The organism is Cryobacterium sp. TMT4-10 (genome assembly GCF_004403275.1).
Classification (GTDB): Bacteria; Actinomycetota; Actinomycetes; order Actinomycetales; family Microbacteriaceae; genus Cryobacterium; species Cryobacterium shii.
The window spans coordinates 41,529-53,639 of sequence record NZ_SOGU01000084.1 but is presented as its reverse complement, the minus strand read 5'-3'; the positions used below and the strand labels follow the sequence as shown (position 1 = coordinate 53,639).

At 70.1% G+C, this 12,111-nt stretch carries 13 protein-coding genes; 1 reads left to right on the top strand and 12 read right to left on the bottom strand.

What is annotated here, in order from left to right; genetic code table 11:
• Positions 1 to 95 precede the first annotated feature (95 nt).
• The 10 genes from E3T42_RS11350 to E3T42_RS11305 form a co-directional block, all read right to left on the bottom strand.
• Positions 96 to 530, bottom strand: a complete 435-nt coding sequence (locus E3T42_RS11350) for a Fur family transcriptional regulator (protein ID WP_134365329.1) — start codon at positions 528 to 530, stop codon at positions 96 to 98.
• Entirely contained in the window at positions 527 to 1,333 is an 807-nt protein-coding gene (locus tag E3T42_RS11345; RefSeq protein WP_134365330.1) for a metal ABC transporter permease, read from the bottom strand. Before E3T42_RS11345 ends, E3T42_RS11350 begins: the two co-directional genes overlap by 4 nt.
• On the bottom strand, positions 1,333 to 2,202 hold the full coding sequence (locus E3T42_RS11340) for a metal ABC transporter permease (protein ID WP_241976055.1): 870 nt from the start codon (positions 2,200 to 2,202) through the stop codon (positions 1,333 to 1,335). The genes E3T42_RS11345 and E3T42_RS11340 overlap by 1 nt, the downstream gene beginning before the upstream one ends.
• A gap of 1 nt (position 2,203) precedes the next feature.
• Positions 2,204 to 2,995 (bottom strand): metal ABC transporter ATP-binding protein, encoded by a 792-nt coding sequence (locus tag E3T42_RS11335; RefSeq protein WP_134365331.1) that lies wholly within the window; start codon positions 2,993 to 2,995, stop codon positions 2,204 to 2,206.
• 7 nt (positions 2,996 to 3,002) lie between these two features.
• Positions 3,003 to 3,962 (bottom strand): metal ABC transporter substrate-binding protein, encoded by a 960-nt coding sequence (locus tag E3T42_RS11330; protein ID WP_198415947.1) that lies wholly within the window; start codon positions 3,960 to 3,962, stop codon positions 3,003 to 3,005.
• Positions 3,963 to 4,068: 106 nt separating this feature from the next.
• The gene (locus tag E3T42_RS11325; protein ID WP_134365332.1) at positions 4,069 to 4,827 is read right to left on the bottom strand and encodes a VIT1/CCC1 transporter family protein; all 759 of its coding nucleotides are present in this window, start codon (positions 4,825 to 4,827) and stop codon (positions 4,069 to 4,071) included.
• Between the two features lie 106 nt (positions 4,828 to 4,933).
• Positions 4,934 to 6,310, bottom strand: a complete 1,377-nt coding sequence (locus E3T42_RS11320) for a dihydrolipoamide acetyltransferase family protein (RefSeq protein ID WP_134365333.1) — start codon at positions 6,308 to 6,310, stop codon at positions 4,934 to 4,936.
• Between the two features lie 124 nt (positions 6,311 to 6,434).
• Positions 6,435 to 7,457, bottom strand: coding sequence for an alpha-ketoacid dehydrogenase subunit beta (locus E3T42_RS11315; protein ID WP_134403038.1), 1,023 nt, complete (start codon positions 7,455 to 7,457; stop codon positions 6,435 to 6,437).
• 14 nt (positions 7,458 to 7,471) lie between these two features.
• Positions 7,472 to 8,599, bottom strand: coding sequence for a thiamine pyrophosphate-dependent dehydrogenase E1 component subunit alpha (locus tag E3T42_RS11310; RefSeq protein WP_134403033.1), 1,128 nt, complete (start codon positions 8,597 to 8,599; stop codon positions 7,472 to 7,474).
• A 4-nt stretch (positions 8,600 to 8,603) separates the two neighbouring features.
• On the bottom strand, positions 8,604 to 9,707 hold the full coding sequence (locus tag E3T42_RS11305; RefSeq protein WP_134365335.1) for a histidinol-phosphate transaminase: 1,104 nt from the start codon (positions 9,705 to 9,707) through the stop codon (positions 8,604 to 8,606).
• A 106-nt stretch (positions 9,708 to 9,813) separates the two neighbouring features.
• Here E3T42_RS11305 and E3T42_RS11300 point away from each other — a divergent pair, with 106 nt between their 5' ends.
• Entirely contained in the window at positions 9,814 to 10,206 is a 393-nt protein-coding gene (locus tag E3T42_RS11300) for a phage holin family protein (protein WP_134365336.1), read from the top strand.
• A 32-nt stretch (positions 10,207 to 10,238) separates the two neighbouring features.
• On the opposite strand, the gene E3T42_RS11295 is transcribed toward E3T42_RS11300, so the two are convergent.
• A complete protein-coding gene (locus E3T42_RS11295) occupies positions 10,239 to 11,756 on the bottom strand; it encodes a hypothetical protein (protein WP_134403032.1) in 1,518 nt (505 codons plus the stop codon).
• On the bottom strand, positions 11,753 to 12,073 hold the full coding sequence (locus E3T42_RS11290; protein WP_134365338.1) for a hypothetical protein: 321 nt from the start codon (positions 12,071 to 12,073) through the stop codon (positions 11,753 to 11,755). Before E3T42_RS11290 ends, E3T42_RS11295 begins: the two co-directional genes overlap by 4 nt.
• Positions 12,074 to 12,111 lie beyond the last annotated feature (38 nt).

The following is a 12,111-nucleotide window of genomic DNA, read 5'->3' as shown; positions in this document are numbered from 1 at the left end:
GCAAACTCAACCAATTCGACGGAGATTCTGCCATTTTTGGCGCTGAAGCCGGGAAAACAGGGTTGTGGGAGCAGAATCTTCGTCGAATTCGTTCGCTACTCGAGGACTGGGGCGGGGGGTGCGGCGGGAGGTGAGACGGCGGGGGCGGCGGCGGTGCAGGCGGCGCAGAGGCCGAAGACGTCGACCACGTGGGCGGCCTGGGTGAACCCGTTCTCGGCGGCGACGTTCTTCGCCCAGGTCTCGACGGCATCCGCTTCGATCTCGACCGTGAGGCCGCAATTGCGGCAGATCAGGTGGTGATGGTGGTCGGTCGTGCTGCAGGCGCGGTACAGGCCCTCGCCCTCGGGCGACTGCAGGGAATCGGCTTCACCCTCGAGGGCCAGGTCGGCGAGCGCCCGGTACACCGTGGCCAGACCGATCGGTGACCCGGTCGCGTGCAGGTTGGAGTGGAGCCCCTGTGCGCTGACGAATCCCTCGGCCGCGCCCAGCGCCGTGCGCACGGCCTCCCGCTGCCAGGTGTTCCGCTTCATAGTCTCAACCGTAACGGGGCCCGGACGAGCCGGCGACCGCCCAGGGCGAGCACGAAGAACGCCGCCGCGGTGAGGGCGATCGCGGGTCCGGCGGCGACGTCGATCGCCCGGGACAGGAGCACACCGACGAGCCCGGCCACCGCACCCAGCACCGGTGCGACGACCAGGATCTGGGTGGTGGTGCGCACGACCAGCCGGGCGGCGGCGGCGGGTGCCGCGATCAGAGCGATCGCGAGGATCGCGCCGACGGCCGGCATCGCCGTGACCACGGTTGCCGTGATGAGGGCCAGGGTGAGCAGCTCGATCGGCCATTCCCGGTAGCCGGCCGCGCGGAATCCGTTCGAGTCGAACGTGGAGAACAGGATTTCCTTGCCCAGGAAGAGCATCACCGCCACGGCCGCGACCAGCACCGAAAAGGCCAGGATCAGGTCGCCGGTGGTGACGGTCAGGATGGACCCCACGAGATAGGAGTCCACCTGCACCGGCAGCGACGGGTTGAGCGCCTGCAGGAGCACGCCGAGCGCGAAGCCGGCGGTGAGCAGGATGCCGGAGGCCACCTGGCTGCCCTGACGCTTCACCCGCCCGATCAGGGTCATGATTCCCACGATCAGGATGCTCGCCAGCGCGGCGCCGAGCGGGATGCTGATGCCGAGGATCGTGGCGGCGACCGCGCCGGGGAAGGTCGCGTGGGTGAGGGCCTGCGCGAAGAACGTCCGCCGGCGGAGCACGACGAGCGCGCCGACCAGGCCGGAAAGGGCGCCGATCCCGGCCGCCGCCAGGAGGGCCTTCTCGAAGTAGCCCATCAGCGCGCGACCCTGGGCCGCCGCAGCCCGTCGACGGCCAGGCGCAGCAGCAGCACGATGGCGTAGCCGGCGACGAGCACCAGCACGACGGTCGCCCCGCTGGGCAGGTCGATCCCGGACTGCACGGAGGCCTGGAAGCCGAGGGCCAGGCCCAGCCAGGAGCCCAGGGCCGCGAACCCGGCCGCGATCGGGAACAGGAGCCACAGCCGCGCCGTGACCAGCCGCGCTACGGCGCCCGGAACGATCAGCACGGCCAGCACGAGCAGGTTGCCGACGGCGCTGGAGGCCGCGACCACGACGAACGCGATGGCCACGTTGAGCACGAGGTCGAGCGCCAGCGGTCGGTACCCGTAGGCGGCGAAGCCGACCCGGTCGAATGCCCGGAACACCTCTTCCTTCAATGTGAAGGCGACCAGGAGCAGGGCGATGCCGCAGATGACGACCGTCTGGATGACCTCGATCGGGCTGACCGTGAGCAGTCGGCCGAACAGGAGCTGTTCCAGCTGCCCGACGTAGTTCGTCTCGCGCGAGACCAGGATCACGCCGACGCTGAACATCGCGGTGAAGACGATGGCGATCGCGGCATCCGAACTCACCGACCGGCGCACGATCAGGGTGAGCACGACCGCGGCGAAGAGCGCGGCGACCATTGCTCCGGCGAACAGTCCGTCACGCCCGCCCCAGACGAATCCGATGGCGATGCCGGGGAAGACGGCGTGCGTCAGCCCGTCGCTGATGAATTCGAGTCCCCGCAGGTTGACGAGCACACCGACCACGCCGGCCACGAGGCTGAGCGCGCCCAGCACCACGAGCGCCCGCGTCATGAACGGCAGGGCGAACGCGTCGACGAGCGGGTTCAGGAGCTCCACGTCAGTGTCCCGAGTGGTCCGGCAGGACGACGGTGTGCTCGTCGAGCTCCACGCCGACCTCGTGGAAGGTGCGCTGCACGTTCTCCAGGCTCAGCACCGACTCGCGGGGGCCGAACGCCACCTGCGTGCCGTTGAGCAGCAGGACCTCTTCACAGACTTCGCGGGCAAGCTGCAGGTCATGGGTGGAGACGAGCACGGCCACCCCCTCCTCCTTCAGCCGTTTCACGGTGCCGACGAGGGCGTCCCGGTTCTGCTGGTCGAGGCCGTTGAACGGCTCGTCGAGCAGCAGCAGCCGCGGGCCGGACGCCACGGCCCGCGCGAGCAGGCCGCGCTGCTGCTGGCCGCCGGACAGCTCGCCGAACCGGGTCTTCGCGCGCTGGGTGAGCCCGACGGCGTCCAGGGCCCGGGCAACGGCCTCGCGGTCACGCTTGCCGGGCAGGCGCAGCCAGCCCAGGGTGCGGTAGCGCCCCATCAGGACCACCTGCTCCAGGGTCACCGGGAACTGGGGATCGAGGTCGCCGGCCTGGGGCACGTAGCCGATCGAGCCGACCGGGGCCGTCGGTTCGCCGAGCACCTCCACGGTGCCGCTCACCCGCTGCACCAGGCCGAGGATGCCCTTGAGCAACGTGGACTTGCCTGAGCCGTTCGGCCCGATCAGGGCAACGGCCTCGCCCGCCCGCAGGTCGAAGGTGATGCCCTCGAGTGCCGGCAGGTGGCCGTACGAGAAGGCGGCCCCCACCACTCTGAGGGCCAGGGGGGCGCCGGCCCGCACTTGAGAAGGGTTCTCGTTCACAGATCAACTATCGCAGGTCTGCGGGAACCGCGGTGGGCGTGGCCCCCCAGGACTCCAGGATCAGGGTGACGTTGTGCACCTGGGAGTCGATGTACGTGGCGCCGTCGCTGCCCTTTGCGCCGAGCGAGTCGCTAAACAGCGCCTCCTCCCCCGAGTACACGGCGACGCCCGCCTCTGTGGCGATGGTGTCGGCGGCCTTCGGGCTGATCGACGCCTCGGAGAAGACGGCTTTCACCCCCGTGGCCCTGATGTCGGCGACGAGCTTGTCGATCGCAGCGGCGCTGGGCTCGGCATTGTCGTCGAAGCTCGGGATGATGGAACCGACGAACGTGATGCCGTAGGCCTCGGTGAAGTAGGTGAACGCGTCGTGGTTGCTCACGAGCAGGCGCTCCGCCGCGGGAACGGCGTCGATATTGGTGCGGATCCAGGTGTCGAGTTCGGCCAGTCGGCCCCGGTAGGCTGCCGCATTCGCAGCGAAGTCCGCGGCCTGGTCGACACTCGCGGCACCGAGGCCGTCGGCGATGGTCTGCACCATGGTCTCCGCGTTGGACACGTCGGTCCAGATGTGCGGGTTGCCGGATTTCTCGGTGCCGCCGAGGACCTCGACTCCCGTCGCTGCGGTGATGGTCACGCCGTCGAATCCGCTGGCGCTGATCGCGTCGGAGAGCCACTCCTCGAGTCCGACGCCGTTGATCACGAGAACATCGGCTGCTCCGAGGGCGGTCAGGTCAGCCACCGAAGGGTCGAAGCTGTGCGCGCTCTGGTTGGGCAGGATGAGCTGGGTGACCGAGACGCCGACGGTGTCGCCGACGACATTGCGAGTGAAATCGGCCACCTGCGTGGTCGTCGCGACCACCTGGAGGTCGTCGGCAGCGCCGGAATCAACTCCCCCGGTCGGAGCGCAGCCGGCCAGGAGCAGAGCGGTCGCGGCCGCAAGCACAGGGAGGACGAATCGCTTCTTGATCACGGTTCAAGGCTAGGCCTATTGATAATGATTGTCAAAACCATTAGGTGCGCGCCGCGCGAGAGGTGACCCGGGACCTTTTCGGGGGTCAGGACGGGGCGGGGCCGGTTTAGACGATGCCCGACGTGCCGAGCAGGGAACCGATCAGGAAGGTGACGACCAGAGCCGCGGCCCCGCCGAGCACGACCCGGATGGTCGCGCGGAGCTTCGGGCTGCCGCCGAGGTGGGCGCCGGTCATGCCGAGCGCCGCGAGGGCGATGAGCACGGCACCGAAGGTGATCGGAATGCGCACGCTCTCGGGCAGGAGCAGGATTGCCAGGAACGGAAGCAACGCGCCGAGGGTGAAGGCCGCGGCCGAGACCCAGGCGGCGTGCCAGGCGCTGACGACGTCGTCCTCGGCGATGTTGTGCTCGGCGAGCAGGTGGGCACGCACGGGATCGATCGCCGTGAATTCCACGGCGACCTGCCGGGCCGTGGCGGGGGCGAGTCCCTGCTTTTCGTAGAGTTCCGCGAGTTCCTGCAGTTCGCCTTCGGGGTCGATACTGAGCTCGCGCTTCTCGCGCTCGATCAGGGTGCGCTGGCTGTCACTCTGACTGCTGACCGAGACGTATTCGCCGAGGGCCATGGAGATGGCCCCACCGACGAGGCCGGCGGTGCCTGCCGCCGCGATGGCGGCGGTGGAGCCGGTCGCCCCGGCCACACCGACGACGAGGGCCGCAACGGAGACGATGCCGTCGTTGGCGCCGAGCACCCCGGCACGCAGCCAGTTGAGCCGGCCGGCATGGCTCTCGGTGCGCTTCGGTTCGGCGGCGGCAACAGCAACCGAGGGACTGAGGGAAGCGATTCCAGCGGACGTGAGTGAGGTCATAACGAATATCAGAACACAAGCCGGCATCCCCCGCCAGCGTGGAAAGCCTTACCTCACCGGCGAGCAAAAGAACTGGTGAGGCAAGGCTTCCCAAATATTCAACCGGCTATTCGAGGAGCAGCGCGGGCTCCTCGATGATGCTGGCGACATCCGCCAGGAACCGGCTCGCGACATCCCCGTCGACGACCCGGTGGTCGAAACTCGCGCCGATCGTGGTCACGAAGCGGGCGCGCACCTCGCCGTCCACCACCCACGGCTTCTGCTTGATCGTGCCGAGGGCGACGATGCCGGCCTCGCCGGAGTTGAGGATGGGGGTGCCCGTGTCCATCCCGAACACGCCGATGTTGGTGATCGTGATCGTGCCGCCCGACATGTCGGCGGGGGTGGTCTTGCCGTCGCGCGCGGTGAGGGTGAGTCGTTCGAGCGCGCCCGCGAGTTCCAGCAGGCTCATGTCCTGGGCCTCCTTGACATTGGGCACGATCAGGCCCCGCGGGGTCGCCGCCGCGATGCCGAGGTTGACGTAGTGCTTGATCACGATTTCCTCGTCGGTGAAGATCGAGTTGACCGTGGGGTTGCGCCGCACCGCCCAGATCATGGCCTTGGCCATGATCAGCAGCGGGGAGACCCGCACGCCGGCGAAGTCGGTGGATGCCTTGAGCCGCTTGACGAATTCCATGGTGCGGGTGGCGTCGACATCGACGAAGAGGCTCACGTGCGGTGCGGTGAACGCGCTGGAGACCATGGCCTGGGCGATGGCCTTGCGCACGCCCTTGACGGCGATGCGCTCCTCGCGGTCGCTCGGCCACTCCGGCGTCTGGATGTTGCGGAAGACGCTGGCCTGGGTGGCGGCGCGCAGCACGTCCTCCCGGGTCACGTCGCCGACCGGGCCGGTCGCCTCGACCAGGGACAGGTCGACTCCGAGATCCTTGGCGAGCTTGCGGATCGGCGGTTTGGCGATGACCGGTCCGGCGGATGCCGCACGCGGGAGCCGGGGAAGGGGCGCCGCCGCGGCGCGCGGGGCGATGACGGGCGGCGGCGCGATCGATTCGTGGGCGACCGGGGTGCTGCCGTGGCGCTTCCGCCGGGTGGGCATGGTCGCGGTGGCACCGCGGCCGACGAGCACGGGGCCGGCCTTCTCGGCCGGTTCGTCGGAGATCGTGGAACCGGCATCCGCTGCCGCGCCGGCCAGCTCGTTCTCATTCGCCCCCGTCGGGGGAGCGGACACCTCGGCATCGGTGCCGGCGTCGGAGACGATGGTGATGATCACGGTTCCGACGTCGACGGTCGTTCCGGGCTGCACCAGGATCTCGCCGACCACGCCGACATAGGGCGACGGGAGTTCGACCAGCGATTTGGCGGTCTCGATCTCGACCAGCACCTGGTTGATCGCGACGGTGTCGCCGGGCGCCACCTTCCACTCGACGATTTCGGCCTCGGTGAGACCCTCGCCGACATCGGGCAGGGTGAATTTCGACACGCTCATGAAGCGAGCTCCTTGCGATTGGTGAGGCGAGAGTGGCCGTTCCGGTCCAGAGTGCCCCGCGGAACGGTCACTCTGGACCGGAAAGGTGACTGCCGGGGGGACTGCGTGGTCATCTCGGGTGGTCTCAGTAGGAGAGGGCGCGGTCGACGGCTTCGAGCACGCGGTCCGGGCTGGGCAGGAAGTGCGTCTCCACGGCGGCCGGCGGGAACGGGGTGTCGAACCCGGAGACCCGCAACACGGGGGCTTCGAGCAGGTAGAACGCCTTCTCCATCACGGTGGCGGCGATCTCCGAGCCGACACTGACGAAGCCGTGGGCCTCCTGCGCGACGACCAGGTGCCCGGTCTTCTCGACCGAGGTGAGGATCGGGCCGTAGTCGATCGGCGAGATCGACCGCAGGTCGATGACCTCGATGCTGGTGCCCTCCTCCGCGGCGAGGTCGGCGGCCTGCAGCAGCACGCTCACCATGGCGCCGTGGCCGACGACAGTGGCATCCGTACCGCTCCGCACCACGCGGCTGGCGTGCAGCGGCGTGCCGCTCTCGGCCAGATTGACTTCGCCCTTGGGCCAGTAGCGGCTCTTGGGCTCGAAGAAGATGACCGGGTCGTCGCTCCGGATGGCTTCCTGCATCATCCAGTACGCGTCGTGGGGGTTCGACGGGCTCACCACGCGCAGTCCCGGCGTGTGCGCGAAGTAGGCCTCCGGGCTCTCCTGGTGGTGCTCGATCGAGCCGATGTGGCCGCCGTAGGGGATGCGGATCACGACGGGCATGATCACTTCACCCTCATGCCGGTTGCGCATGCGCGAGAGCTGGCTGGTGATCTGGTCGAAGCCGGGGAACACGAATCCGTCGAACTGGATCTCGCAGACGGGGCGGTAGCCGCGCAGAGCCAGCCCGATCGCCGTGCCGATGATGCCGGACTCGGCCAGCGGGGTGTCGAGCACGCGCTTGTCGCCGAATTCGGCGAAAAGGCCCTCGGTGACGCGGAAGACCCCGCCGAGCGGGCCGATGTCCTCGCCCATCATCAGGACCTTGGGGTTGTCCCGCATGGCCTGGCGGAGGCCGGCGTTCAGCGCCTTGGTCATCGGCAGGTTGGCCACGGTCGGGGTGCTCGCCGGGGTGCTCGCCGGGGTGCCGGCGGGGCTCATTTCGATCGTGTCGCTCACGCGGCGCCTCCTTCGAAGGATGCTTCGTACCGGGCGAGCCAGGCCTTCTCCTCGTCGATCAGGGGGTGAGGTTCGGCGTAGACGTTGTCGAAGATGACGTTCGTCTCGGGTGAGCGGATGTCCAGGGCCCGGCGGCGCACATCCGCGGCGTGGTCTTCCGCCTCCTCGTCGACGGCGTCGAGGAACTCCTGTTCGACGCCGAGGCCCCGCAGGTAGCTGCGGAACCGCACGATCGGGTCCCGGGCCACCCAGTAGGCGAGCTCCTCCGGGTCGCGGTATTTCGTGGGGTCGTCCGCCGTGGTGTGGGCGCCGACGCGGTAGGTGAGTGCCTCGATCAGGGCCGGACCCTTGCCGGCGCGCGCGTCGTCGAGGTGCTTGGCGGTCACGGCGTAGCTGGCGAGCACGTCATTGCCGTCGATCTGGGTGCCTGGCATGCCGAACCCGCCGGCGCGCAGGTAGAGGGGGGTGCGCGACTGGCGGGTGACCGGCACCGAGATGGCCCAGTGGTTGTTCTGCAGGAAGAACACCTGCGGGGTCTGGTAGCTCGCCGCGAAGACGAGCGCCTCGTTGGCGTCGCCCTGCGACGACGCCCCGTCGCCGTAGTACACGATGACGGCCTGGTCGGTCTCGGGGTTGCCGGTCGCGGTGGCGCCGTCGAGCTGCATGCCCATCGCGTAGCCCGTGGCGTGGAGGGTCTGGGAGGCGAGCACCAGGGTGTACAGGTGGAAGTTACCGTGTTCTTCGGGGGTCCAGCCGCCGAGCGTGACGCCGCGCAGCATCCGCAGGATGTCGACCAGGTCGAGTCCTCGGATCATGCCGACGACGTGCTCCCGGTAGGAGGGGAAGACGTGGTCCTGCGGCCTGGTCGCATGGGCGGAACCGACCTGGGCGGCCTCCTGGCCGTGGCTGGGCACCCAGAGGGCCAGCTGGCCCTGGCGCTGCAGGTTGGCGGCCTCGGTGTCGAATCGGCGGACGACCACCATGTCCCGGTAGAAACGCCGGTAGTCGGCCTCGGTCAGCCGGTCCAGGTAGGGCAGGAATTCGGCGGCGGATTCGCTCGGCGCGAAGACGCCCTCGGGGGAGAGGAGTCGCACCATGGGCGAGGCGTCTTCAGTCGCTGGCATCGTACTAACCTAGCCGCCGGGCCGAGTGTCCCGTTGGTAGATCGTCGACAATGTCTGAGCAGATAGCCAGGAGCTTTTCCACAGATTCTTCCTCGCCGATCGAGATCCGGATGCCCTCCGGGAAGGGGCGCACGATCAGGCCGACCGCCGAAAGCACGTCGGCGATGTCGGTGGTTTCCTCACCGGTGGGCAGCCAGATGAAGTTGCCCTGCGGTGCGGGGATGTTCCAGCCCTGTTCGGTCAGCGCGCGCCAGGCCGCGTCGCGGCGTTCGGTCAGGGTGCGCACCCGCCGCAGCAGCTGGTCGGTGGCGTCAAGTGACGCGATCGCCGCGGCCCCGGCCACACCGGTCACCGACAGCGGGATCGCGGTGGCACGGGCGCCGTCCAGAACGGCGACGGGACCGAGGGCGTAGCCGACGCGGAGGCCGGCCAGGCCGTAGGCCTTGGAGAAGGTGCGCAGCACGACCAGGTTCGGGAACCGCTTCAGGAGCGGCACGCCGTTGACCGCCTCCGGATCGGTGACGAACTCGATATATGCCTCGTCCAGAATGACGAGCAGATCCCTCGGGACGACCGCCATGAAGGCCTCGAACTCGTCGGCGGTGACGATGGTGCCGGTCGGGTTGTTCGGGCTGCAGACGATGACCACGCGGGTGCGCTCGGTGATGCGGGTGGCCATCTCGGGCAGATCGTGACCGTGGTCGTCCCGGTTCGGCACCCGGATGCTCGTGGCCCCGGCGACGGTGACCAGGCTCGGGTAGGCCTCGAACGACCGCCAGGAGTAGAGCACCTCGTCGCCCGGACCCGCGGCGGCGAGGATGAGCTGGGCCAGCAGGGCCACCGATCCCGCCCCGACATGCACCTCGTCGACGCTGCGATCGAAGCGGGCGGCCAGGCGTTCCCGCAGGGCCAGGGCGGAGGCATCCGGGTAGCGGTTGTACGCCGTTTCGGAGTTGACCGCGGCGATGACGCCGGGCAGCGGGTCGAAGGGGTTCTCGTTGCTCGAGAGTTTGAACGCGGTGGTGGCGGCGGCTTGTCCCTGCCGATAGGCCGGCAGTGCGACAATCTCGGGGCGCAGGCGGACCGAGGGCTGGTCTGAAGGGCTCACTCGGCGATTCTACGCCGGAGCATATTCGCGTGGCCGCATAATGCTGGCGACGTTCGGCCCGGTGGCCGGCCCTGCGCATCGCCGGGCGCGGTGCCATCATGGAGGCATGGCCCGATTCCTGCTCAAGCTGACCCTCAATGCCGTCGCCCTGTGGCTCACCACGGTGCTCGTCGCCGGCGTTTCCCTGCAGCCCTATGCGAACGACACCTTCTCCGTGGTCATGAGCTACCTGCTGATCGCGCTCCTGTTCGGTTTCGTCAACGGCGTCGTCGGCACGTTCGTGCGCATCATCGCCTTCCCGCTCTACGTCCTCACCCTGGGCCTGATCTCGCTGATCGTGAACGGCCTCCTGCTGATGCTGGTCGCCTGGTTCACGGACGTGATCGGTTTCGGCCTCGTGATCGAGGACTTCTGGTGGGGCGTGCTCGGCGCCCTGGTACTGGGCATCATCAGCTGGCTGCTGAACCTGGTGTTCCGGCCCGCCAGACCCAGCCGGTAAGACCGTATGGGCGCCGGCGAGTCGCCCATTGGTCACTCACCGGCCACCCGGATGCCCCGCCACCGGGAGGCCTGTCCCGGTTCCGCGCCGACCACGGTCGCCATGGTTGCCCGAAACTCCTGCAGGCGCGGCTCCGGGGACTCGTCCATCAGCCGCCCGGTGGCCCGATAGGCGGTGAGGGCGTGGGCCGGCAGCGGCTGATCCGGCGGCACCTCCCGCCCCGCGAACACCTCTCGCCGCACGAGCAGGCGATCATCCTCGGCACCCGGCGTGCCGCCCAGCGCCGGGATCAGATCGTCGGAGTGTTCGACCGTCACGGCGTCCACGCCGGGAGGCAGCGTGATCTGGCCGTCGGGCGCCCCGAACGTGGCGACCGCGACCGTGTTGAACTCCCCGGACGCCGCCACCTGCGCGGCGACGAGGCCGCCCTGCGAGTGGCCCACCGGAATCACCGGGTCCGCCGGCCGCACCCCGGCCTCCCGCATGGCCTGCACCACCGCCCGGTAGGAGCCGGAGTCCTGGTCGGCGACGGCGGAGAGGTCGGAGGTGAGGTCCCAGGGCTGTTCCGCGGCGACCGGGCTCCATTCCACCGTGCCGCCGATGTAGACCACCCAGGACGGGCTCTCGGCGCTGCCGTACCGCTCGATGCGCACCTGGGAGCCGTCCTCGGACACCGACGGGATGCGGTCGGCCAGGTCGGCGAACCCGGCGGGCGGAGGCGTCGCCCGGGTCGCGGGCCGCTGCCCGGCCACTCCCGGCCCGCCCAGGGGCACCACCGGCACGGGCACCACCGGCACGGGCACCACCGACACCGGCGTCTCCCGGAACAGGCCGAGCGGGCGGGACAGCGCCCGCACCCCCGCCGCCGACGTGGCCACACCGAGCAGGCCGAGGCCCTCGTCCCCGAGCAGGGCGGAGACCGGATAGGGCAGACCCGCGGCTCCGACCGCCGCGTCATCCACCGAGGACACGAGCACCCGCACCGCCGCGACCACGACGGGGTCGGTCAGCGCGCGCGGATTCGCCCGCAACCAGCCAGCCGCCGTCGCGGGGCCGTCGCCGGGCCCGGTGAGCAGGCTGCCGAGCAGGAATCCGGCAGCGCCGCTGGTCAGTGCCGGCAGGGCGGCCAGCGCCAGGAACGGCGCCAGCCGGCCGAGCGTGAATCCCAGCCAGACGCCGCCCGCACGGGCGACGCGCTCGCTCCGCCGTTCCGCCTCGCCGTACCCCTCCGCGGCGGCGATGAGCGAGTCGGCGAGGTGGCGGCTGTGCTCCGCCACCCGGTCGATGGCCCGGCCGACCCCGAAGACGCAGCCGGCCGCTTCGCCGCCCGTCCAGGCCGGGGACGGCGCCGGCGCGGAGTCCAGGGCACGGATGCCCGCCAGCCGCGCCTGCCACCCCTCGGCGTCGGCCTGCAGCGCACGCAGCCACGACGCCTCTGCCAGCAGCACATCCGTGGCCACGAGGGTGGTGCCCCCGCCGGACACGATCAGGGTGGCCGCGGGATCCTCGTCCGCCGCCGGGGTCGCCGGGGTCGCCGGAAGCCCCGTCACGGAGCCCCCGGGGTCCGGGTCGACGCCGCGGCCAGGACGACCTGGACCTCCTCGATCTCCGCCGCCACCGCGGCGAGGGCGTCCTCCAGGTGGCGGGCGGCCCGGTGGAGTTCCCCGGCGAGTTCGCTGCGCCGCTCGGCGTAGCCGCGCTGCGCCGCGGACCGCCAGGACCCGGTCAGGTCGGTCGGCGCCAGGGAGCGGGCGGCGATCTCGACGTCGTCCCGCAGGGCGCGGAGCAGCATCCGTCGTTCCCGGAGCTCGGCCAGGCGAGCCGGCAGGCCGGAGTCGCTGATGAACGTGCCGTCTGAACCGAACACGGCCCTCCTCCCTGCACCCCCGTCGCGACGATGCTGCC

What these genes read in the sequence shown, in the direction of transcription:
- E3T42_RS11315 (WP_134403038.1), bottom strand. Translation starts at nt 7,457, where the DNA reads ATGAGCCCCGCCGGCACCCCGGCGAGCACCCCGGCGAGCACCCCGACC.
- E3T42_RS11300 (WP_134365336.1), top strand. Translation starts at nt 9,814, where the DNA reads ATGGCCCGATTCCTGCTCAAGCTGACCCTCAATGCCGTCGCCCTGTGG.
- E3T42_RS11345 (WP_134365330.1), bottom strand. Translation starts at nt 1,333, where the DNA reads ATGGGCTACTTCGAGAAGGCCCTCCTGGCGGCGGCCGGGATCGGCGCC.
- E3T42_RS11310 (WP_134403033.1), bottom strand. Translation starts at nt 8,599, where the DNA reads ATGCCAGCGACTGAAGACGCCTCGCCCATGGTGCGACTCCTCTCCCCC.
- E3T42_RS11325 (WP_134365332.1), bottom strand. Translation starts at nt 4,827, where the DNA reads ATGACCTCACTCACGTCCGCTGGAATCGCTTCCCTCAGTCCCTCGGTT.
- E3T42_RS11350 (WP_134365329.1), bottom strand. Translation starts at nt 530, where the DNA reads ATGAAGCGGAACACCTGGCAGCGGGAGGCCGTGCGCACGGCGCTGGGC.
- E3T42_RS11320 (WP_134365333.1), bottom strand. Translation starts at nt 6,310, where the DNA reads ATGAGCGTGTCGAAATTCACCCTGCCCGATGTCGGCGAGGGTCTCACC.